The organism is Terriglobales bacterium (assembly GCA_035567895.1).
GTDB lineage: Bacteria > Acidobacteriota > Terriglobia > Terriglobales > Acidobacteriaceae > Gp1-AA112.
In genome coordinates this window covers 417,117-439,428 of the sequence record DATMPC010000058.1, presented here as the reverse complement: position 1 = coordinate 439,428, position 22,312 = coordinate 417,117, and the positions used below count along the sequence as shown (strand labels likewise).

The following is a 22,312-nucleotide window of genomic DNA, read 5'->3' as shown; positions in this document are numbered from 1 at the left end:
GCGGGAGCCAAAAAATATAGGGTTCCCGGGAGGAAACTACGCTGGCCATTCCGGCCCCCAAGGTCTATGCTGCTCTGTTTCAACAACTTAAGCTCGGAGCCAAAGCGACAATGATCAAGCTGACCGCACGCATGGCCGTGGTTCTTGTACTCTTGAGTGTGTCCTATACGACTCTCACGCTGGAAGCCGCCGATACCCCTTCCGCTCCTCCTGTCCCGCCCGTCGCTAAGAAAGTGCAAAAAGTGACGGAAATCAACGGGCACAAGCTGGTCGACAACTACTTCTGGCTCCGCGACAAGAAGAACCCCGAGGTCAAGGCTTATCTCGATGCTGAGAACACCTATACCGAGGCCGTCATGAAGCCTACGGAGGCTTTGCAGAAGAGGCTCTACGATGAGCTCCTCAGCCGCATCAAGGAAACAGATGTCGACGTGCCGTACAAATACGGCGACTACTTCTATTACTCGCGCACCGAAACGGGAAAGCAGTATCCCATCCGCTGCCGTCGTAAGGACAACATGGAAGCGCCAGAGGAGGTAGTTCTCGACCTGAATGAATTGGCCAAGGGCCAATCGTTCATGGCAGTCGCCGCCTACCAGGTAAGTGACGATGGCAACCTGCTGGCCTATTCCACCGACAATACCGGCTTCCGCCAGTACACCCTTGCAGTGAAGGACCTGCGCACAGGGAACCTGCTCTCGGATCACATCGAGAAGACCGGCTCAGTTGCCTGGGCCAACGATAACAAGACGCTGTTTTACACCGTCGAAGACTCCGCCAAGCGCCAATACCGGCTGTATCGGCACAAGGTAGGCACTACAGACCCTGACGATCTCATCTACGAAGAAAAGGATGCGCGCTTCAGTGTCGAAGTCTTCAGGACGCGGAGCAAGGCATACATCTTTCTCATTTCGGGAAGTCATACTACCAGCGAGGCCCGCTTCATCGCCGCCGATCAGCCGGCAGCGGAGTGGAAGGTGATTGAGCCGCGCAAGCAGGACATCGAATACTATCCCGATCACAACGGCGATTTCTTCTACATCCGCGTTAACGATACTGGCAGGAACTATCGCCTGGTGAAAGCGCCGGTGGCAGCTCCTGCTAAGGCGAACTGGCAGGAAGTGATTCCGCATCGGCCAAACGTCATGCTGGATGACACCGACTTTTTTAAGAATTACTACATCACCTACGAGCGCGAGAACGGATTACCCCAGATCTCCGTCGCCGATTTGCAGAGTGGGAAATCGCACCGTATTCCGTTTCCGGAGCCAGCCTATGTCTCGTCGCCGTACGTGAATCGCGAGTACGACACTACGAAGTTCCGCTACAGCTATCAGTCGTTCGTAACGCCGCAGTCCGTTTATGAATACGACATGGCCAGCGGCGCCTCCACGCTGCTGAAGCAAAAAGAGGTCCCCGGCGGATATGACCGGACTCGATATCAGGTCGAACAACTCTATGCGCCTGCGACGGACGGGACGAAAATTCCCATTTCGGTCGTGTATCTCAAGGGCAAGAAGCTCGACAGTTCAGGCCCGCTCTACCTGTATGGGTACGGCTCTTATGGCATCTCGATCGATGTGAACTTCAACTCGAACCTTTTCAGTCTTGTGGATCGTGGCGTCGTATATGCCATAGCCCATCCGCGTGGCGGCGGCGAGATGGGGAAGACCTGGCACGACGCCGGACGCATGATGCAGAAGAAGAACACGTTCACCGATTTCATAGCCTCTGCCGAGTATTTGCTCAGCAAGGGATATGGCTCAAAAGACAAGCTGGTGATTGAAGGCGGCAGCGCCGGCGGTCTGCTGATGGGCGCAGTGACCAACATGCGTCCCGATCTTTTCCACGCTGTCATAGCCAAGGTTCCATTCGTCGACGTGATGAATACCATGCTCGATGAATCTTTGCCGCTCACGGTGACGGAATTCGAAGAGTGGGGCAATCCCAAGGAAAAGCCGGCGTTCGACTACATGATCAGCTACTCGCCCTACGACAACATTCAGCAAAAGACCTATCCGAACATCCTGGTGAAGACGTCATTCAACGACAGTCAGGTGATGTACTGGGAGCCGGCGAAATACGTAGCCAAGATGCGCGCTACACGCAATGACCACAAGACCTTGATTCTCAAGACGAACATGGGGGCAGGGCATGGTGGAGCATCAGGCCGCTATGACAGGTTGCATGACGCTGCGTTCGACTACGCGTACATTTTGAATCAGATGGGAATCCAAGACTAACCGGAGCGCCGGGCGTCCTCGCCCGGCTTCTTTTCTTGAACCGGCGATCCTCTCGTCACCAGCGAACATAGTTCGCTGGTACCATGAATCGGAACTGGAAAGCAAGCTCTATTCTCTATTTGGGAATCCACTTCTGGCTAAGAACGTCGGGGAAGCGCGAAACAATTCCGCTGCGAGCAACGGATTGAATTTGCCGAATTCACTGCTAATTCACTGTTTTTCACTGTTCTAGAGCGACCGACGGAATTTCGGGTTTTTGGCAAGCGATTGGCAGGGAAGCCCTTGCGCGAAATTATCCGTTGCTCGCAGGCCGCGATTGGAAGAAATTCACTGTTAAATTCGCTGTTCTGCGCACAGCACTGCGATTCGGAGGCACGACCGTCGGTCGTCATTCGCAGATCAGTTGACCGAAGCAGGGTCTTGTCTAAGCGGCGCTTTTGTCCAAGGCTCCCAACAATTCTCTCGTTACTTGCCCTGGCTCCGAGTCACCACTGATTTCTTTGAGAATCCCACGCTGGCGGTAGTAATCGGTCAGCGGAAGCGTGTCTTTTTCGTAGGCCGTTAATCGCGTTCCGATCGCTTCCTCACTGTCATCTTTACGGAACGTCAACTTGGCGCCTTCGCGGTCGCAAATCTGGTCCACTTTGGGCGGATTCGTGTACATGTTGTAAATGGTTCCGCAAACGGGACAGGTGCGGCGTCCTGTGAGCCGCTTCAGGAGTTTGTCGTAATCGACTGCGATTTTGATCACGCGCAGCGGCAGCTTTGAGCCGCGCGCAGCAAGAAATCCATCGAGCCACTCCGCCTGTGCCACGGTGCGAGGAAAGCCATCGAGGATATATCCGCGGGCGCAGTCTGGACGTGATAGGCGTTCCGCAACCATGTCGCAGACGAGCTCGTCAGATACCAGCTTGCCGGAATCCATTACTGCTTTCGCTTTCTTACCTAATTCGGTTCCGAGTTTCACGTTTTCGCGCAAAAGATCGCCGGTGGAGATTTGCGGAATTCCATAACGTTCGACGATCTGTTTTGCTTGCGTACCTTTGCCGGCGCCAGGCGCGCCGAGGAGAATAATTGGACCGACCGCGCGCGCGGCGTAGTCGGCCACCGATGTTGCAGGTGTATTCATGTAAATAGAGTCCCTTGTATAGGCCTGCAGGCCCGGTATGAAAGTAACGTTGCCAGTGGGGGCTAGCCTTTTTCTCTAGTTTAATCGGTTCTCGATGAATTCAACGGCCGCCTGCACCTCAGCCGGAAGCAGCAGACTGGGACTCACTGCTCGAAGCTCCCCGCAAGAGGTCACAGAAAACGAATCCCTCACGCTTCACCGTTTCTCCGTTCATGATTGAAATCGGCGAGCGAAACATAGGGCCGGAGTAAACAAACGTGTGGAACTCGCCATTTTCTGCACATGGGTCGACGGAGGGTGACAAGTCTGCGAGCAGCTTCTCGTCGTAGTCTCTCCCCGCCCACTCAGGCGGAACTGATCGTGGATCAACGCAGCTCAGGCGAGCCTTGACCCCCGCGTGAAGCATTTGCTGGGCGAGCTGCCGGGTTGGTAAGCCCCACACGGGAAACAGAAGTTCAAGGCCGCAGTTGCTGAACTGCGTCTCACGATATCGGCGAATATCCTGTAAGTAGAGGTCTCCGAAAGCGATGGCGTCGATGCCGAGGCGCTTTAGAAAATGCAACGCGTTGGTCATCCGGCGCTCGTAGTGCTCGTTCGTACATGGGGAGGGTAAGGGAATGGTCCAGAGCGGCAATCCCGCAGCTTCGCCCTGCGCTTCGAGCAATTCGCGCCGTACGCCGTGCATGGCGATCCGATTGAAAGCTTGATTGATCGTAGTCAGGAGGCCGAGGACTACATATTTCTCAGGCTGTTGTCGGAGCGTGTGCAGGGTCCAGGCGCTGTCTTTGCCGCCACTCCAGGAAACGACGACGCGTTTAGTTGCTCGGTCGGTAGTCAAGGCAAAATTGTACCTTCGATCTAGTAGAGGTGTTACGCTTCTGTGCAACAGGTACCTCAAATGTCGACTCAAGCAACGGCCGACAAGACGATCATAGGCGGGCAGGAGTCTCCGGTACTCCTGCGCGTCGAAGGAGACAGGCAGCAGGCGATTCCTCTTGTCAGTTTTCCGTTCACCATTGGGCGACGCGCTGAAAAGCACATGGTTATTACCGATCCCATGGCTTCTCGCGACCACGCCGAAATCGTGCAGATGGGTGGCGAATACTATCTGCTCGACCTCGGCAGCAAGCATGGTACCTACGTCAACGGAGCTCCGGTAAAGCGTCACAAACTGATTAATAACGACCGGCTCCAGTTTGGCAGCAGCAACGACCGCACGTTTGCTGTTTTTCAATATGGCTCAGCCAGCCAAGTGGGTAGCTCTGCGCGCGAATTGCTGAGCCAGATTTCCGGGCTCCAGGTTGAGAAGGAAGCCTCAGACCTGGAGAAGCTGGCATTCTTTCTCGAAGTAGCCCGTAAGCTGAACAGCCGCGGTGCTCTCGACGACGTACTTGTAACGCTTGTGGAAGCGACGTTGCGCATCACTGGAGCGGAGCGTGGCTTCGTCTTCCTGGTTGGCAAGGAAGGCGATCTGAGTATGGCCGTCGGACGGACTTCGCTTGGGGACGAACTCAAGGACGACACTACGATCTCGCATTCGATCCTCAAAGACGCCATGACATCTGCGTCGCGCGTAATCATCACAGACACAGCCAGCCATTCAGACCTTGCGGCCCGCCAGAGCATCGTCGCCCACGACTTGCGCACGGTTATCTGCATGCCGCTATTCCGTACGAACATGGCGACGCAGGGCCAGCAGATGGAGTCGAGCGAGGGACCGCGCGGTATTAACGGCGTTCTTTATCTCGATAGCCGGCTGGCATCGCGCGGCCTATCCAGCCTGAGCCGAGACATCCTGAACACGGTTGCTACAGAAGCTGCCTCTTTGATCGAGACCGCGCAGTTGGCACAAGCGGAGCAGAACGCGCGGCTGTATCAAAAAGAGCTTGCCATTGCTGCAACGATCCAGCAGCGGCTGATGACGGTCATCATTCCCGAAGTGCATTTTGCGAAGCTGAGAGCACGTAGCTTGCCCTGTCAGGAGATCGGCGGTGACTTCTACGACGCGGTGTTGGCCGACGGCAACTTGTACTTGGTGCTCGCGGACATCTGCGGAAAAGGAGTGTCGGCCGCGATTCTCGCCTCGATTCTTCAAGGCATGATCTATTCGCAACTAGTCGCACATGTTCCTCTCGCGGAGATCGCTTTAGCCGTGAATCGCTTTCTCTGCGTCAAGAAGCTTGGCGAGAAGTACGCGACTTGCAACGTGTTAAAGATCACGCCGGATGGAGACTGCGAGTTTTTAAACTGTGGGCACGTGCCTGCGGTGCGCGTAACAGGCGGCAAAATCCTAAGGCCTACTGAAGGGAATCTTCCGTTAGGGTTGATTCCCACTGCAGAATTCGAAACCTACACCTTCAGGTTGAATCCAGGTGACCGTGTCGTCCTGGTTAGCGACGGCGTGAACGAAGCTCAAAATCGTGAAGGTGAATTCTTTGGCGATGAGAGACTCGAATCTACGGTGCTTGCCGGGCAGGATCTGTTCGCTGCGGTAAGCGACTTCGCCCAAGGCGCTCCACCGTCGGATGACTGCACCACCGTTGAACTGGAGTTCCTACGCAGCTGAATGTCGCGTTCCTTATTCGAAGTAGATCTTATCCGCCGAAACAATCGAGTGCTTTAGAAAGCGTGCATCATCGCGCTTTGGACAATCGATGCGATAGTGAGCTCCACGGCTTTCTTCTCTCGCCAATACGGAGCGCACAATAAGATCTCCCACTGCGAGAAGATTTCTTGTCTCGATCTCCTCTCGTCTGGAAGGCAAAGCTAGAGCATCTTCCCAGTCATTGATTTGCTGGCGAAGTTGTAGCAAGCCACTTCTATTTCGGACGACGCCGGCATGCTTCCACATCGCAGCGCGCAATTGCTCCGCAATTTCAGGAGCAACATTTGAGTTCCGTTGCAGAACCTGTGGCGGACAGGACGGTCCTGAACCTGAACCGCCTTCATTTCTCATCGCACTAGCGGCGCGAGCACCGAAGACTAATCCTTCAAGCAGGGAATTGCTGGCCAAGCGGTTTGCGCCGTGCACACCTGTGCACGCGGCCTCTCCGGCGGCATAGAGGCCGGTCAACGTGCTTCGTCCATCAAGGTCGGTCTTTATTCCGCCCATCAGATAGTGAGCTGCAGGCCGCACCGGCACAAGGTCAGCAGTGATGTCGATGCCGTATTGTTTGCATGTGGCATAAATGCGTGGAAAGCGCGCACGCAGATGAGCTGCGTCCAGATGACGCAGGTCAAGATAGGCCACGCCAGGCATGGCTGTGCTTGCCGCGATCTCTTGCACAATCGCGCGAGCTACAACGTCGCGAGGCGCAAGCTCGGCCATAGCGTGGTAACGAGACATGAATCGCTCGCGAGCCGGATTGAGCAACAGCGCTCCCTCTCCCCGCAATGCCTCGGAGAGTAGGAAACGCGGAGCTCCAGGCAGGGAAAGCGCGGTGGGATGGAATTGAAAAAACTCCATGTCACTAATCGCTGCACCTGCACGATATGCCATAGCGATTCCATCGCCAGTGGCGACGGGTGGATTTGTGGTGTCCGAATAGACCTGGCCGGCACCGCCAGTGGCGAGGAGCACCGCCTTCGCACGAACTGTCTTGGCTGTGCCATCCGCTGCGAGCATCGCGACTCCTGTGACTTGGTCGCCATCGAGGCAAAGGTCCGTCGTGAATTCGAATTCAGTAAATGCGATTTGCGGGATGCTTCGGGCACGCGCAATGAGAGCGCGTCCTATCTCCCGACCGGTTGAATCTCCGTGCGCATGCAGGATGCGCGATCGACTGTGTGCGCCCTCACGCGTGAAGGTAAGTTTGCTTCCGCTTCGGTCAAATTCTGTGCCCCAGGCTATCAACTCCTGAATCCGTTCAGGACCCTCTTCGACGAGCACGCGAGCCGCCCCTACGTTGACAAGTCCATCTCCGGCATCGATCGTGTCTTGCAGATGAAGCTCGACTTCATCGTCATCGCTCAAAGCAACGGCGATTCCACCCTGCGCATATTGCGTGTTGCTCTCCGTGACCTCCTGCTTGGTCACAACCAGTACTCGTCCCGCTTCGGCGAGACCGACCGCAGCGCGCAGTCCGGCGATACCACCTCCAACCACGATGAAATCTGTCTCAGATGGGACTGAGGGCATGAGAAGTTTCGATGGTAGCACGCGATTCCGGCGGACTATCTCTCGCCTCGGATGCCCATAGCTCGTGGGATATGATGAAAGCGCGTGAAGAAAATCACCGTCAAAACTGAATCTGCAGAGTATCCGGTGATCGTTGAACGCGGTGCTCTCGCTCAAGTAGGCAAGACGGTCGCCAAGCTGCTTCCGAGCAAGAAATCGCGTTGCTTCGTCATCACCGTTGCTCCCGTTTGGGCGCTGTGGGGTGAGACGTTCAAGAAGGCTTTAGCCAGCGCGAAGCTCGATTTCACAATCCTGGAGATGACGGACGGCGAGCGGGCCAAGAGCTTCGCAAGCGTTGAACACCTGGCTGAGCGAATGGCACTGAAGGGCGCGGACCGCAACTCGATCGTCCTTGCATTCGGTGGGGGCGTCGTCGGAGACCTTGCGGGCTTCCTTGCCTCCGTGTACATGCGGGGAGTCCCGGTGATTCAGGTTCCCACCACTCTACTAGCGCAGGTTGATGCGGCGATTGGGGGAAAGACCGGCGCAAATCTCCGGGCCGGAAAAAATCTGGTAGGAACGTTCCATCAGCCACTTGCAGTGATTTCCGATCCGGAATTGCTGACAACCCTACCCGACCGGGAATTTCGAGCTGGACTTTTTGAAGTAATCAAGTCGGGAGTCATTCGTGATCGTAAGCTATTCGAAATCACGGAGAGCGAGCGCAAGCGATTGCTCGCGCGGGATCAAGAGATCCTTGAGCGGGTGATTCACGATTGCGCCCGCATCAAAGCCGAGGTGGTCGCCGCAGATGAAAAGGAATCTGATCTGAGACGCATTCTGAATTTCGGCCACACTATAGGGCACGCCCTTGAAGCCGATACGGGGTATCGACACTTTCTTCACGGAGAAGCTGTTGGCTGGGGCATGGCCGCTGCTGCGATGATCGGCACGGCTGTGCGCAAAACTTCTCCCGAATTGGCACAGCGAATCGTCTCTTGCGTGCTCTCTTATTCCCCCTTACCCGAGGTGAACAGCCGGGCAGAGGACATCGTGCGGCGCATCCGCGGCGACAAGAAGGCAGTTGACGGAAAGGTTCACTTCGTTCTCCCAACTTCTGTGGGAAGGGTAGCAATTTACAACCGCGTTCCTGACGACGTGGTTGCACATGCCGTTCAGGAGTTGCATTACCTCTCTCGCAACTAAAGATGTCTGTTCCCGTAAAAGACCGACAGCAGGTGATCGGCGCCGCTCCGCAAGGCTCGGCGGACGAACGCGCCGCCGCGGTTGCCGTGCGAGAGATGTTCGACGAGATCGCGCCTCGATACGACCTGCTGAATCACATGCTGTCGATGAACGTTGACCGGCTTTGGTGGTGGCGAACCGCACGTGCCTTTCGCTCCGTGTTGTTAAGATCCGACGCGCGCGCACTCGACCTTTGCTGTGGGACCGGAGATATGGCTGCGGCGTTGCGGCGCCAAGCGCCGGCGGTTGAGATTGTGGGCGCAGATTTTTCGCGCGGAATGCTTACACGCGGGTCGCGAAAGTTCCAGCTAGGGCGCATTGAAGCGGTCGAGACCGATGCTCTCTGCCTGCCGTTTCCTGACGAGAGTTTTGATCTAGTCGTTTCAGCATTCGGATTTCGCAATCTCGCGAACTATGATGCCGGGCTGCGGGAGATTTATCGTGTCCTGCGCCCAAGTGGCGAAGTTGGCATCCTCGACTTCAGTGAACCTGGTGGTCTGCTGGGCAAGCTTTACGGTTTTTATTTCAGAAACGTTCTTCCAAAGATTGGAACGATGATTTCTGGCGTAAACGGACCCTATGCGTATCTACCCGCCTCGGTCTCGCGGTTTCCGTCGCCCGACGACATGCTCGGGCGCATGAGAATCGTTGGGTATCGCGATGTTGCGTGGCGTCCCTATACGTTCGGAATTGCGGGACTCTATTGCGCTGCGAAGTAAGCTTACTTACGCGGACCTTGCACAACCTCATAATGCTGAGCGCGTTCATCCCAACGGGACAACACTCTCCTACGCTCTTCGGGAACGACCGCCAGTTCGTAATTGTCGCCCGCGACGGCGCGAATCGCATCAACTGACTCCCAGATCATAAGCGTGACGAACTCGATCTCGTGCCCGTGATCCCTCCGCAGCAAATAGCTACCCCTGTAGCCAACAATCTTGTCGAGACCGGGAAGTACATCGGGCTTCAGCATCGCTTCGTACTTGCTCGCGTTCTCTGGGGTGGTGAAGCCGTGCCAAATTCTGGCGACCATTCAGTGCTCCTTTCGTGCAGCGAGAAGGATGATTGCCAATCGGAGTCGGACGCAGGTTTTTGAGACATCTTCCGTTGTGCTTTCCTGGAAATGTTCTGTATAAGGTTAGCTCCATGCTACGGACGCGCCTGCAGGTCACAATTCTTCTTTGTCTCACTCCGGTAGTTCTTGCTCAAACATCTTCGCAACCGCAATATGAAATCGTGGCTGATCACGATGTGATCATTACCATGCGCGACGGTGTGAAGCTCTCCTGCGATATCTATCGCCCGGCGCAGAACGGCAAGGCCGTCGAAGGGAAATTCCCGGTAATCCTGGAGCGCACGCCTTACGGCAAGAAGACGAGTGAGCCTTGGGCGAAGTACTTCGTGCCGCGTGGCTACGTCGGCGTCGCTCAGGACATTCGCGGACGCTACAGTTCGGAAGGGCACTGGTGGCCCTATCGCGATGACGGTCGCGATGGCTATGACACGGTCAAGTGGATTGGCGAGCAGTCGTGGTCGAATGGCAAGATTGGAACGGTTGGTACGTCCTATCCCGGGGGCACGCAGCACGCGCTTGCGCTGTCGAATCCGCCTTATCTCACCACGATGATTCCGGCCGACGCCATGTCGGATTACGGAGTCTACGGAGTACGCCACAATGGCGCCTTCGAAATGCGTTGGGTGAACTGGATCTTCAACATTGGAGGACCACAGGGAAGCGATGCAGCGCGTGATCCTGGGACGCAGCAGGCACTGCTGCATCTCGGAGAGCAGGTTCGCGAGTATGCAAAGGGACTGCCCCTACGGCCCGGAACCACAGCGCTGAAGCTTGCGCCTGATTACGAAAACTGGCTCACGCAGGCAATGGCGCACGGCGACTACGACAAATTTTGGAAGGACGAGGGCGTCGATGTAATCGCACACGTTGCCGACTACAAGGACATTCCCGTGTACCACCTCGGCGGCTGGTACGACTCATGGGGCACACAGGTTGCGAACATGAACTTCGTCACGTTGACGAAGAACAAGAAAAGCTTGCAGCGGCTAATCATGGGACCTTGGACTCACGGAGGCCGCACGCGCAGCTATGCCGGCGAAGCCGAGTTCGGTCCCGAAGCAGCGATTGATTTTCTTGCCTTCGAGCAACGCTGGTTCGATCACTGGCTGAAAGGAATCGACAACGGAGTAGATCGCGAGCCGCCGGTACGCATCTTCGTGATGGGAGGCGGTGATGCCCACAAGACGGTAGAAGGCAGGATATTTGTCGGTGGGCACTGGCGCGAGGAGCGCGAATGGCCCCTGACGCGTGCGGTCAGTACTCCTTACTACGTCCATAGCAACGGACTGTTGTCTACGCAAAAGCCGGCAGCCGAATCGCCCACCTCGTTCGAGTTTGATCCGCACCATCCAGTGCCAACGCTGGGCGGCAACATTTCATCGCATAACGCTCCTCCATCGAGGCACAACACGATCGAGCGTCCTGGAGATTCAGAAAACCTGATGGAACAAGGCGCTTACGATCAGCGATGTCGAGTGTCGATCTGGACCTGCGACGATACACGCCCGCTCTCGGCGCGCAATGATGTTCTGGTCTTTCAAACTGAACCGCTGGCTGAGGACGTTGAGGTAACTGGCAGGCTAATCGTCAAGCTGTGGGGTTCGTCGAGCGCTCCGGATACGGACTTCACGGCCAAGCTGATCGACGTCTATCCTCCGAACAAAGACTTTTCCGATGGGGTAGATCTGAACGTAGGCGACAGCATCGTGCGCGGGCGGTATCGCAGCTCACTGGAACACGCAGAGATGATGAAACCTGGCGAGGCGTATCCGTTCACCATCGAGATGTACCCAACTTCGCTGGTTTTTAAGAAGGGTCATCGTATTCGCGTGGATATCTCGAGCAGTAATTTCCCTCGCTTCGACGTCAATCCCAACACTGGAGAGCCGCTGAACGACAACCGTCGCTGGGCGATTGCGACCAACACCATCTATCACGACGCCCAACATCCGACACACATTCTGCTGCCTGTCGTTCCAGCAGGGAAGTAAGCTCGATTAAAGGTGAGTAGCTCGGTGTACTGCCAACAGTTGGTCCAATGTTTCCCGCAGTTTCGAGAGCGGGAGCGCGTTTGCTCCATCGGATTTTGCCTGTGAGGGATTGTCGTGGACTTCCATGAATATCCCATCGACGCCGACAGCAACGGCCGCTCGCGAGAGAATCGGGATGAACTCCGGCTGGCCGCCACTTTGCTGTGGTTTTCCGTTCTCGCTCGCTCCGGCGCTCGGGAGTTGAACGGAGTGAGTGGCATCGAAGACCACTGGCGCAATCTTTCGCATGATCGTAAGCGAGCGCATGTCCACGACAAGATTGTTGTAGCCAAAACTTGAACCACGTTCGGTGAGAAAGACGCGATCGTTGCCGCTCTCATGAATTTTTTCGACCGCGTGCCGCATGTCCCAGGGTGCTACGAACTGTCCTTTTTTTACATTGATGGCGCGTCCGGTCTTCGCGGCAGCGACGAGTAAATCGGTCTGACGGCATAGGAAAGCCGGAATCTGCAGAACATCAACAGCCTCCGCGACAGGCTCGGCATGCTCCGGCTCATGAATGTCGGTCAGCACAGGCACACGATACGTCTCCGCAACTCTACGAAGAATGCGCGCGCCTTCCTTAAGACCCGGCCCACGAAAGCTCCTCAGAGATGTGCGATTTGCCTTGTCGTAGGAGGCCTTGAAGATATAGGGCACACGCATCTCGCGTGTAATTGCGATGATTGCCTCTGCCATCTTGAGAGCATGAGCTTCGCTTTCGATAACGCACGGTCCGGCGATTAGGAAAAGTTCGCCGGAGCCTACGTGCACATTTCCGATTTCGAATTCCACTTAGCGGAGATTAACAGACTGGAAAGGCGAACACGAAGGTCACGAAGGCCACAGATTGAGGTCACAAAGAACCCGGAGAAGAATCTCAGAAAATAAATCTCCGTGACCTTGGAAGTTCCTTTGTGACCTTCGTGTTCGCCGTTTCCACTCTATCGTAGACCCAGCTTCTCAGGACGCAGGAACAGCTCTTCTTCCACTTCACTTCGCTCAGTCCGCTGCTTGAGGCGGTTCTCATACGAAGCCTTGATGAATTCACGAAAGAGAGGATGTGGCTCGAGCGGTTTTGATTTGAATTCCGGATGGAATTGGCAGCCCAGGAAGTAAGGATGGCCCGGAATTTCGACGATCTCTACATATGTTCCATCGGGAGTCGATCCGGTTATGCTGAGTCCACCGCCGGTCAACAGCGCCTCATATTCGCGATTGAATTCATAGCGGTGGCGATGACGCTCGCTGATTTCAGTTTTTCCGTATGCGCGTGCGGCAATGGAATCCGGCTCCAGCTTGCACTCCCAGGCACCTAGACGCATAGTGCCACCGAGTTCATCGATACCTTTAAGTTCGCGCAGTTTGTAGATGATTCTGTGGGGCGTGCTTGGGTCGAATTCGCTCGAGTCTGCATCGTGGAGACCGCAGACATTGCGTGCGAACTCGATGCAAGCCGTCTGCATTCCCAGGCAGATGCCGAAGTAGGGGATACGCTTCTCACGCGCGTAGCGAATCGCGTTCAACATGCCCGCAATCCCGCGCTTGCCGAAGCCGCCCGGAACCAAAATGCCATCGTAGCCTTCGAGCTGCGCCTCGTAGGAACGATCCTCAGGGTCGCGACTCTCAAGTCCTTCGGCTTCTACCCATGTGACGCTCAGTTTTAGACTCTGCCCGACGGCGCCATGAGTAAGCGCTTCCTTGAGTGATTTGTAGGAATCCTCGTATTCAACGTATTTACCGACGATTGCAATCGAAATTTCATCCTTGGGGTTATAGACACGATGGACCAAGTTCTCCCAAGCCTGAAGATTGCGCTGGGGAGCTTCCAAGTGGAGATACTTGAGGGCTAACGTATCGACTTCCTCATGCGCGAATACAAGCGGAACTTCGTAGATGGAGGCTACGTCTTTCGCCGTGATAACGGCCTCTTCTTCCACATTGCAGAAGAGAGCGATCTTGCTCTTAATGTCTTTTGAGAGGAAGCGGTCGGTTCGGCACAACAGAATGTCCGGCTGAATTCCGATGCTAAGGAGTTCCTTGACGGAGTGCTGTGTCGGCTTCGTCTTTAACTCGCCCGCAGCAGCGATCCAGGGAACGAGAGTGACATGCACGAAAATGGTGTTTTCGCGTCCCAGTTCCTGACGCATTTGGCGAATGGCTTCGATGAATGGGAGCGATTCGATGTCGCCAACTGTGCCACCGATCTCGACTAGTGACACATCCACATCCTGCGAGACCTTCTTCATCGCCGCCTTGATCTCGTTAGTGACGTGGGGAATGACTTGCACAGTCTTCCCGAGATAGTCGCCACGACGTTCCTTGGTGATGATTTGCTCGTAGATCCTGCCGGTCGTGAGGTTGTTATCGCGGCTGAGTTTGGCGTGGGTATAGCGCTCGTAGTGTCCGAGATCGAGGTCAGTCTCTGCGCCATCATCCGTGACGAAGACCTCGCCGTGCTGAAAGGGAGACATCGTACCGGGATCGACGTTGAGGTAAGGGTCGAATTTCTGCAGGCTGACCTTCAAGCCGCGGCTCTCGAGTAAACATCCAATCGACGCCGCGGCCAACCCTTTGCCCAAGGACGACACAACTCCACCGGTCACAAAGATGTACTTTGCCATTCGCTCCTCGCCTCAATGTGTTTGGAAAACGCTTCCGGCAGGAGATGCCGGGATTTTGCGGCTCGGAGGCTCCGCCCCATGCCTTTCCAGGCAGGGCCGGATTGAACCGCATAGGGGTGCACGACCAATTATGGCAGAAGTTGACCTGTGAAGGAATTGTGAATTTCAGGTCCGCTGCCCGGACGTAAGTGACAAATTCCCTGCTCAGGGAAAATAGCAGGGAATTAATTCCCGCAAGAAAATTTCCGTTCGCGAGAGCCGCACGAATACAGGCGATTCGTAATTCCCCAGGGAATTAGCAGGGAAGCAGCAGGGAATTCGTCTTGCACGCGTCGTGCTCTTCACCTCTATCTTCCAGGCTCCTTGATGCCAGGAATTAAATTCCGTTTGATCGCCCACACTATCGTGGTACCACGAAAATCCGGGAGGTAACAGCATTTTGAGTTCCTATTGCGACATCGACACTTCAATTGTGCCCAAAGAATCGTTGGGGAACCTGCTGTTCGCTGCCGCAGGCCGGAGCGAAAAACTGAAGGTCGAGCGACAGAAGAAAGCATTGCAATCTACTCGAAGGCAGGTACTAAGGCGTGAAGCGTAGTCCTAATCCTCGATCTATCTCATTGAAGAAGTTTAGCTTACGGTTAAACGCCTAAGCACCTTAGTTCTTCTCTACGACTCCTTTCTCCGCGCTCTAGAAGTTCAACCCAAGTGAGTGAAGTAGCTGGAATCGATAACCTCGCTTCTCTTCCGGAGGCGAGACTTGAAGCGTATTTCACTTATTTGTTTTTGTTCATGCCTTCTATTTTCAGTGGCGCTGATAACCGGATGCGGTGGCGGTACGGCTTCGAGTTTTAAGTCGACCCCGGCGGCGGCCACGACTAGCAGTGGAGCCACGACTCCGACTCCAACTCCCAATCCAACACCTACTCCCACTCCAACACCAACACCGACCCCTACTCCCACTCCAACACCAACACCGACCCCTACTCCAACACCAACACCTACCCCTACTCCAACACCAACACCTACTCCAACACCTACTCCAACACCTACTCCAACACCAACCCCAACCCCTACGCCAACACCCGTGAACCCCACCTCCACGCTGACCGCTGAGACTGCGAGCAATACGAGCGCGGCGATAACTTTCGGGGCTCAGACGAACGGCAATGCAGGTTTGTCGAACGTCAGTAAAGCAGATACCCGAACGCTGCTCTATCCGGGAGCGACTACCAAGATCTACGCTCACTTCATGGCGTGGTTCGGTCAGTCGAGCCACATGGATGTGGGATACACGTCGAGCGATCCAGCTCAGGTGAGCCGACAAGTAAGCGATGCCCTAAGCCGTGGGATCTCGGGGTTCATTGAAGACTGGTACGGTCAGAACAACGCGATGCCCAACGCGACCGCCTTTGCGTTGAAGGCTGAAGCGGAAAGTCGCAACGGGGATTTCGTGTTCGCGATCATGGAGGATGGGGGTGCTCTGAACAAGTGCAACGCAACCGCCGGCTGCGATTTGACCGGGCAGATGATCACGGATCTGACCTATGCCTACAACAATTTCGAGACTTCCCCGGCCTACATGAAGATCGATGGTCGTCCTGCGGTTTTCTTCTTCGATCCTGATCGCTTCGGCACACTTGACTGGACGCGGATCGCGGCCAACGTGCCGGGGAATCCTCTGTTCATATTCCAGAATTCCGGGGGTTTCACCCACTCGCAGAGCGGCGGCAGCATCTCCTGGGTGATCATCGACGGTAACACGAATGATTGGAGCCAATCGTATCTCGACAATTTCTATGCCACCGGAGTCGCACACTTACCCAGCCATGCTTTCGGCGCCACATACAAGGGTTTTAACGACACGCAGGCCGGCTGGTCCTCGAACCGAATCATCGATCAAAACTGCGGGCAGACCTGGCTTTCTACGTTTTCCGAAATCGGGAAGTACCATTCCGCAGCAAACCAGCTCGAATCGTTGCAGCTGGTAACCTGGAACGACTACGAAGAAGCGACGGAGATCGAAAGCGGTATCGACAATTGCGTCGCGGTGTCCGCATCAATTTCAGGGAACCAGGTCACATGGGCAGTGGCGGGAAATGAGAACACCATCGACCATTACGCTCCCTTTATTTCCATCGATGGCGAGCAACTGATGCCGCTCTCGGAGATGCAGGCCGGGACACACACACTCGATTTATCGTCCTACCACTTTGCGGCTGGTTCGTATTCTGTATACGTGAAAGCTGTTGGCAAGGCTGGCCTCAGGAATCAGATGTCGAACCGTGTGGTTTACGCCGCTGGATCATGAACATGATTTCTACAGCCCTTCAGAGTAACTGTAGACGCCTCGCCTGATTCGCCTCCGCCGTCGAACCATATCGACACTGTCATCCCCCAGGGCCGCCGCTTGGCTGTTAATGTTCCATTGAAGCGGATGCGGACTGGGGGATCTGCTGGCTGATATAGATCAGCCCTCAACGCGGCCCTAATGGTACCAGTAGAGCCGGGCCAATTCCGAACGTACTAGGGAGCCCCTTAAGGGAGTTCAAAAGTGCGGACTCTCAATTTATCGCGGCACGAAAGAAGGCGCGACTGGCAGCGGCATCATTCTCGAACGTTCCCTTGCCTTCGATCGAGATACCGCCCGAATACCCAGTTTTCTTCAAATAGCGGAAGAACTCGGCGTAGTGATCGTCTTCGGCGAGATCGTGGGGCCAGACTCGTCCATGGGGATTCGCGAAGTGCAGGTGTACGATCTCCCGTTGCGCAGCCTCGAGAATCTTCGGATCCTCGTTCTCCTCGCGGAGATGGTAATAGTCAATAATCATGCGCACGTTGGGATGCTTTACCGACCGCACCATTTCCAGAGCCTCGGCGCCTGTGTTCAGAATATTGCCCTCTTGATGGCGTAGCGGCTCGATTGCGATCACAAGCTCATGTTGGCCGGCGATGTCGCCCGCCATGCGAAGAAACTCGGCAATCTGTTCGTTGGCACGACGCCGCGAGAATCCTTCCGGAACATTGCGCGATCCGGCGCTGCCCCACACAGCGATGGAAGCACCGAGATGTTTACACCTTGCCATGCAGGGCACTAGATAATCTCGTAGCGCAGAAAGGGAGACTTCATTGCCAACGACCTTCAGATCGGGGCGGCGGATGAGACCATTAAACGCACGACATCCGATGGGCAAAGTGAGTACTTCGTCAGAATAGTCGCGAAATTCAGCTTCACTCATGGCAGCAATCTCCGCGGCCGCTGGCTCAATGTAGTCGAAGCCGTACTTCACTGCGTTCGCGCTATCGCGAGTGCAAACACCGATCTTGATGTTTCCAACTGATTTGAAAGCCGCCAGGAAGGGCGAAATGGCGAGTGAAGCGAGGAGTGCTCGTCTCGTGATCATAGATAAGGTTCGGCTTCTCCCGAACAGGATCAGCTTTACGCCCATTGCAAACTGTCATCCTGAGGGCGGGGGTCGGCCGAAGGATCTCCCGGAATGACTCAAGCTTGATTGCTGCATTCTGGCTCTTTCACGAGGATTCTCGCCAAAGAGCCGGGATACCGCATACATGTTCGAATCATCGCGGGAGATCCTTCGGCCAACCCCTGGCCTCAGGATGACAAGTTACATTCTTGGCGACGGACCAAAGCCGATGCCCCTTCCTAACAGCTAGTCGGTACAGCAACAGATGACAATTCCTTACACCTGGTCCGGCACAACGTATGGCGCGCGATATGTACCGCGCAGCATTCGGGTGGCCTCCTCATCTCCTACGACCTGCTCTTGCTCCGGATCGAACTGCAGAGTGCGCCCTAAACGATATGACGCGTTGGCGAGATGGACCAACGTGGTCGAAATGTGAGCCTCTTCGATTGGCGAGTGAATATCCTCGGCGCGACGACTGCGAATGCAATCGATAAAGTTCGCGAAATGATCACCAGTGGCTTTGCCGGAGGGCCCAGGTTCGGCCTGATTGGTGAGCCAGGTCTTGTAAGCATCGTAACCGTCGATGCCAAGATATCCGTTCGATCCGTAGAAGATGTTGCCGATGGTGTTGGTCTTCGCCTCTTTCGGCCCCAGCGACTGCTTCTCGGCTGATTTCTTGTTTGCGCCGCCGGAAAGGCCTGCGGCGGGCACGGCAGCGCTCCCGTAGGCGCCGGAGCCGATCTCCGCCTCGTGGTTGGTGATCCAGTGGCGGACTTCGACCTCCATCATCTTGCGTTTCTTGTTGGCATCCTCGAAGTAAAAGGTCGCGTTCATCACGTTGGGTGTTTCCTGGTCGTCGTCGAACATGAAGTGGCCGCCCATGGCTGAGACCTGAACAGGGAAGCGTACGCCGAGGCCCCAGCGTGCAATGTCGATCTCGTGAATTGCCTGGTTGCCAACCTCGCCGTTGCCGGTGTCCCAGATCCAATGCCAGTTGTAGTGAAAGCGATTGCGGGTAAATGGCTTCATTGGAGCAGGGCCGGTCCACAAGTCGTAATCCACGCCGGCAGGAACCGCTTCAGGAGTGGCATGCCCTATCGCCTGGCGCCACTTGTAACAAAGTGCCCGTCCAAGATAGACGTCGCCTATTGTCCCGTTTTGGACTTTCTGTATTGCATCGATCATGCCTGGATTTGAGCGTGACTGACTCCCGTGCTGGCAGATGCGGTTGTATTTCTTTACCGCATTCACCAATTGACGGCCTTCAAACGAGTTGTGAGAACAAGGCTTCTCTACGTACACATCCTTGCCAGCCTGGCACGCCCATATGCCCATAAGCGAGTGCCAGTGATTGGGCGTGGCGATGGAGATGGCATCGATGTCTTTGTCTTCAAGCAGCTTGCGGATGTCGACGTAGGTCTTGGGCTTGGCAAGACCCAGTTTCTGCATGTCGCCCACGCGTTGGGCCAGTACACTCTGGTCGATGTCGCAGAACGCAGCGATCTCGGTTCCGGGCACATGCGAAAACCCATGGAGGTGATCGTTGCCGCGGCCACGCAATCCGCAAATCGCAACGCGAACGCGATCATTTGCACCGAGCACCCGTCCGCCGAGAGCGAGCGTTGCTGCTCCTACGGTGATTGCCTTCCCGGTGGTCTTAAGAAAATCACGGCGATCGATTGTCATAGTGGTGGCCCTCTCTTGGAATCAAGACTGCAAGCCGCATAGTATAACTGCCGCAAGCGAAGTGGCATTGCATTGTACGAAAAGTGGTGCCCAGTCGATTAAGCTGTCACGCGATTGGCTTGAGGTTATTTCAACGGAGGAACTCATGCTCTTCACTCGTCGTTCTGTAATGAAAGCCGCGGCTTTGGGGGCGGCGTGCAGCGCGATTCGTCCACTGGTTTCGTTCGCTGAGGAATCGAGCGCAAACGATGACAAGCAATTTCATGGTCTACGCGTAGGCGTCTGCTCGTATTCGCTACGCTCTTTCCCGGCCGCAGAAGCCTTGCAGGACACCAAGCGGCTAGGCGTCCACTATTTGTCGTTGAAAGAAGTTCATTTGCCTTTGAGCTCGACTCCCGAACAACGCAAGCAGCTTCGGCAACAGGCCGCAGATCTAGGACTAACGATCACGAGCTGTGGCGTCATTTATTTGAAAGACGCCGAGGCCGATATGCGCCAGGCATTCGACTATGTTCGCGACCTGGGAGCCTCTATCGCGGTAGTGGGAGTCACCCGCGAACAACTCCACACTCTGGAAAAGGTGATTAGGAGTTATGACCTCAAAGCAGCCATCCACAACCATGGGCCCAACGATAAGCGCTTCCCGTCACCGCTCGAGGTGTATGACGCGATTAAAGGCCTCGATCGAAAAATTGGTGTGTGCATGGATATCGGCCACACTTTCCGCATGCACGAAGACCTGGTTTCGGACATTAAGAAAACGAACGATCGGCTGTACAGCATGCACTTCAAGGATCTGGAGTCTGACCACGTCGACGCGAAAGGAGTGCCGGTTGGAACAGGTGTGATGCCGATTATTCCTGTGCTGCGCGAGCTAGTGCGTTCGGGCTACACAGGAGAGGTTCAACTGGAGTATGAGATTGAACCGAAGGACCCGCTTCCTGGCGCGGCCGAATCGCTGGGCTTCATGCGAGGGGCGCTGCAAAGTATGTGAGGCAAACACGGCAAGCAACGTCCTTGTATGGAGCTCAGTGGTACAGCCACCCTCGGCTGTGGTTCCGCCCCCAGCAAGCATGAGGCCGCCTGTGCGAAACAAGAAAACTATCGGCTGTGATGTTGCCGCGGAGGATAGTTCGCTGATCTTGCCAAAACTGTGCGGGAACTCATGCCGCGTCCCGCGGCATAGTGGGACATAAGCCCGGCGCCAAGTGTGCCGGGAAGCGAGGGTTGATTATGAGCCCTGGAGGGGCGAAACATTTTCGGGGTGTCGCCCCTGACCGGGGCTCGATTCGAAACAGTTCCCTGCAGTTCCTGCCGGGCTCAATTCGGCTCGTGCCGCCAAGCGCGGCACGAGAAGCGCAGAGCCACAGCCGAGGGCGGCTGTGCCACAGTCTCACCAGCAGGAATTCGTCATTGCACCTTCGGCCCAACGTATAGGACGCTTGTTGCGTTTCCCACCACGTCAATGAGCTGGGTGTTGTTATTCAGCAGCTCCTGGCCGGTAGTCACATCGTAAATGCGTACTTCGCCGCCTTCGGTGGAGTAGACAACCTTCCTTGGTGTGATCGGAGTGATGCTTGTAACGTCGCCCTTCGGTGAATCCACAACAGCCGTCCCTGCGGCAGGATCGACGATTGACATACAGCCTGTAGAGCAGGTGCGCGCGCCAACGATGACCTTGTTCTGAAACAGCGAGATCACCTGGTGGAATCCGTTTCCGATGCTGATTGGCTTTCCTGGTGTGAGAGACGAGAGGGGAAGCACTGTCGCACTGCCGCCATTCGGCCCTGTCCCGGCGACGTATAGGTTATTCGCGTCACTGGTCCCTATGGTTGCGGCATCGACAATCACTGTCTGGCCTATCGTTAGTGCAGAAGTATCGAGCACGGATACGCTGGCCTGTGTACCTCCGCACTCTGAGCCGCAGTTGAGGATGTAGGCCTTGCTGTCGTCCGCAGAGAAAACGGCATAACTCGGATGATCGAGCCCGGCGCCGGTGACCGTCTTCACAGAACTGTCAGCGGTGTTGATGATCTCGAACTGATTCAAGCCCTCATTGAATACCAGCAGCTTGGTATTGTTGTGCGAGAGCACGATTCGGTGCGCGCCGGGCAGGCAGTTGCTGGTGGCCGCGCAGTTTGCGGGAGTAGCCGGAATATTCGTTACGGTGATGGGCGGGCCCGCAGTCAACGCCAGGACCGAAACCTGGCTGGCGGTCGGAAGGGCCGCATAAGCGAACTTTCCATCTGAAGAGGCAGCCATACTCTCGGTGGGCGCGGGCAGGGTCGGCGGGCAGAAGGTTGCTCCGTTTGGGCATCCCGTAGTCACACTCGTTGCCGGGGCTTCCTTCAGGTTGTCAATGATGGAAACGCTGCCGCTTCCCGAACCGAAAACGAGAGTTGTATTGTTTGCGCCTGGAATCAACAACGAGGGTCCGCTGCCGACTCCCGAGACGACGCTGGTAGTCAGCTGGTCCTTCGTCGCATTAGCGATTGGCAGGCTTGATATGTTCGAATTCTGAATAGCTATGAAGACGCGTGTATCAAGACCGCTGGGCGGAGCATTACTGCTTCCTCCACATCCTGACTGAGTCCACACAAAAAGAAGAAAGCTCGCGGCCAGGGCAGCGAGACTAAGGAAACGTCTCAATTTTTCTCCTCAGAGAAACTGATATTCAGTGCTGAATCGCAATTATAAATTGCCGCGCGTGAGAGGGTTGCCGCCCGTTGGGCCTC

Annotated in this window: 16 protein-coding genes; 7 read left to right on the top strand and 9 right to left on the bottom strand. The window is 55.6% G+C overall.

The features are described from left to right. Nucleotides 1–110 precede the first annotated feature (110 nt). Nucleotides 111–2,243: a S9 family peptidase gene (locus tag VNX88_12870; GenBank protein HWY69554.1), complete on the top strand. Its 2,133-nt coding sequence runs from the start codon at nucleotides 111–113 to the stop codon at nucleotides 2,241–2,243. A gap of 424 nt (nucleotides 2,244–2,667) precedes the next feature. On the opposite strand, the gene VNX88_12865 is transcribed toward VNX88_12870, so the two are convergent. Continuing rightward, on the bottom strand, nucleotides 2,668–3,372 hold the full coding sequence (locus VNX88_12865) for an adenylate kinase (GenBank protein ID HWY69553.1): 705 nt from the start codon (nucleotides 3,370–3,372) through the stop codon (nucleotides 2,668–2,670). 118 nt (nucleotides 3,373–3,490) lie between these two features. Beyond that, a complete protein-coding gene (locus tag VNX88_12860; GenBank protein HWY69552.1) occupies nucleotides 3,491–4,210 on the bottom strand; it encodes a hypothetical protein in 720 nt (239 codons plus the stop codon). A gap of 60 nt (nucleotides 4,211–4,270) precedes the next feature. Between VNX88_12860 and VNX88_12855 the strand changes: the two genes are divergently transcribed. Further along, complete coding sequence (locus tag VNX88_12855; protein ID HWY69551.1) at nucleotides 4,271–5,938, top strand: SpoIIE family protein phosphatase; 1,668 nt, start codon at nucleotides 4,271–4,273, stop codon at nucleotides 5,936–5,938. A gap of 12 nt (nucleotides 5,939–5,950) precedes the next feature. Here VNX88_12855 and nadB read toward each other — a convergent pair whose 3' ends face one another. Next, nucleotides 5,951–7,510 carry an L-aspartate oxidase gene (gene nadB, locus VNX88_12850; GenBank protein HWY69550.1) on the bottom strand — a complete coding sequence of 520 codons (1,560 nt, stop codon included), beginning with the start codon at nucleotides 7,508–7,510 and terminating at the stop codon, nucleotides 5,951–5,953. A gap of 84 nt (nucleotides 7,511–7,594) precedes the next feature. Here nadB and aroB point away from each other — a divergent pair, with 84 nt between their 5' ends. Further along, entirely contained in the window at nucleotides 7,595–8,695 is a 1,101-nt protein-coding gene (gene aroB / locus VNX88_12845; protein ID HWY69549.1) for a 3-dehydroquinate synthase, read from the top strand. A gap of 2 nt (nucleotides 8,696–8,697) precedes the next feature. Further along, on the top strand, nucleotides 8,698–9,453 hold the full coding sequence (locus tag VNX88_12840; GenBank protein ID HWY69548.1) for a ubiquinone/menaquinone biosynthesis methyltransferase: 756 nt from the start codon (nucleotides 8,698–8,700) through the stop codon (nucleotides 9,451–9,453). Between the two features lie 2 nt (nucleotides 9,454–9,455). On the opposite strand, the gene VNX88_12835 is transcribed toward VNX88_12840, so the two are convergent. Continuing rightward, entirely contained in the window at nucleotides 9,456–9,767 is a 312-nt protein-coding gene (locus VNX88_12835; GenBank protein ID HWY69547.1) for a hypothetical protein, read from the bottom strand. A 113-nt stretch (nucleotides 9,768–9,880) separates the two neighbouring features. Here VNX88_12835 and VNX88_12830 point away from each other — a divergent pair, with 113 nt between their 5' ends. Continuing rightward, nucleotides 9,881–11,800: a CocE/NonD family hydrolase gene (locus VNX88_12830; protein HWY69546.1), complete on the top strand. Its 1,920-nt coding sequence runs from the start codon at nucleotides 9,881–9,883 to the stop codon at nucleotides 11,798–11,800. A 6-nt stretch (nucleotides 11,801–11,806) separates the two neighbouring features. Here VNX88_12830 and kdsA read toward each other — a convergent pair whose 3' ends face one another. Next, complete coding sequence (gene kdsA, locus VNX88_12825; protein ID HWY69545.1) at nucleotides 11,807–12,634, bottom strand: 3-deoxy-8-phosphooctulonate synthase; 828 nt, start codon at nucleotides 12,632–12,634, stop codon at nucleotides 11,807–11,809. Between the two features lie 149 nt (nucleotides 12,635–12,783). Further along, on the bottom strand, nucleotides 12,784–14,463 hold the full coding sequence (locus tag VNX88_12820) for a CTP synthase (protein ID HWY69544.1): 1,680 nt from the start codon (nucleotides 14,461–14,463) through the stop codon (nucleotides 12,784–12,786). 1,087 nt (nucleotides 14,464–15,550) lie between these two features. On the opposite strand from VNX88_12820, the gene VNX88_12815 reads away from it, so the two are divergent. Next, on the top strand, nucleotides 15,551–16,774 hold the full coding sequence (locus VNX88_12815) for a hypothetical protein (protein ID HWY69543.1): 1,224 nt from the start codon (nucleotides 15,551–15,553) through the stop codon (nucleotides 16,772–16,774). 253 nt (nucleotides 16,775–17,027) lie between these two features. Here the strand turns inward: VNX88_12815 and VNX88_12810 are convergent, their stop codons facing one another. Both VNX88_12810 and VNX88_12805 read right to left on the bottom strand, forming a co-directional pair. Then, nucleotides 17,028–17,867 (bottom strand): sugar phosphate isomerase/epimerase family protein, encoded by an 840-nt coding sequence (locus VNX88_12810; protein ID HWY69542.1) that lies wholly within the window; start codon nucleotides 17,865–17,867, stop codon nucleotides 17,028–17,030. Between the two features lie 297 nt (nucleotides 17,868–18,164). After that, nucleotides 18,165–19,577: a Gfo/Idh/MocA family oxidoreductase gene (locus tag VNX88_12805; protein HWY69541.1), complete on the bottom strand. Its 1,413-nt coding sequence runs from the start codon at nucleotides 19,575–19,577 to the stop codon at nucleotides 18,165–18,167. A 145-nt stretch (nucleotides 19,578–19,722) separates the two neighbouring features. Here VNX88_12805 and VNX88_12800 point away from each other — a divergent pair, with 145 nt between their 5' ends. Further along, a complete protein-coding gene (locus VNX88_12800) occupies nucleotides 19,723–20,571 on the top strand; it encodes a sugar phosphate isomerase/epimerase (GenBank protein ID HWY69540.1) in 849 nt (282 codons plus the stop codon). 416 nt (nucleotides 20,572–20,987) lie between these two features. Here the strand turns inward: VNX88_12800 and VNX88_12795 are convergent, their stop codons facing one another. Continuing rightward, nucleotides 20,988–22,226, bottom strand: a complete 1,239-nt coding sequence (locus VNX88_12795) for a hypothetical protein (GenBank protein ID HWY69539.1) — start codon at nucleotides 22,224–22,226, stop codon at nucleotides 20,988–20,990. Nucleotides 22,227–22,312: the final 86 nt, after the last annotated feature.

What these genes read in the sequence shown, in the direction of transcription:
- VNX88_12870 (HWY69554.1), top strand. Translation starts at nt 111, where the DNA reads ATGATCAAGCTGACCGCACGCATGGCCGTGGTTCTTGTACTCTTGAGT.
- VNX88_12865 (HWY69553.1), bottom strand. Translation starts at nt 3,372, where the DNA reads ATGAATACACCTGCAACATCGGTGGCCGACTACGCCGCGCGCGCGGTC.
- VNX88_12855 (HWY69551.1), top strand. Translation starts at nt 4,271, where the DNA reads ATGTCGACTCAAGCAACGGCCGACAAGACGATCATAGGCGGGCAGGAG.
- nadB (HWY69550.1), bottom strand. Translation starts at nt 7,510, where the DNA reads ATGCCCTCAGTCCCATCTGAGACAGATTTCATCGTGGTTGGAGGTGGT.
- VNX88_12840 (HWY69548.1), top strand. Translation starts at nt 8,698, where the DNA reads ATGTCTGTTCCCGTAAAAGACCGACAGCAGGTGATCGGCGCCGCTCCG.
- VNX88_12835 (HWY69547.1), bottom strand. Translation starts at nt 9,767, where the DNA reads ATGGTCGCCAGAATTTGGCACGGCTTCACCACCCCAGAGAACGCGAGC.
- VNX88_12830 (HWY69546.1), top strand. Translation starts at nt 9,881, where the DNA reads ATGCTACGGACGCGCCTGCAGGTCACAATTCTTCTTTGTCTCACTCCG.
- VNX88_12820 (HWY69544.1), bottom strand. Translation starts at nt 14,463, where the DNA reads ATGGCAAAGTACATCTTTGTGACCGGTGGAGTTGTGTCGTCCTTGGGC.
- VNX88_12810 (HWY69542.1), bottom strand. Translation starts at nt 17,867, where the DNA reads ATGATCACGAGACGAGCACTCCTCGCTTCACTCGCCATTTCGCCCTTC.
- VNX88_12805 (HWY69541.1), bottom strand. Translation starts at nt 19,577, where the DNA reads ATGACAATCGATCGCCGTGATTTTCTTAAGACCACCGGGAAGGCAATC.
- VNX88_12800 (HWY69540.1), top strand. Translation starts at nt 19,723, where the DNA reads ATGCTCTTCACTCGTCGTTCTGTAATGAAAGCCGCGGCTTTGGGGGCG.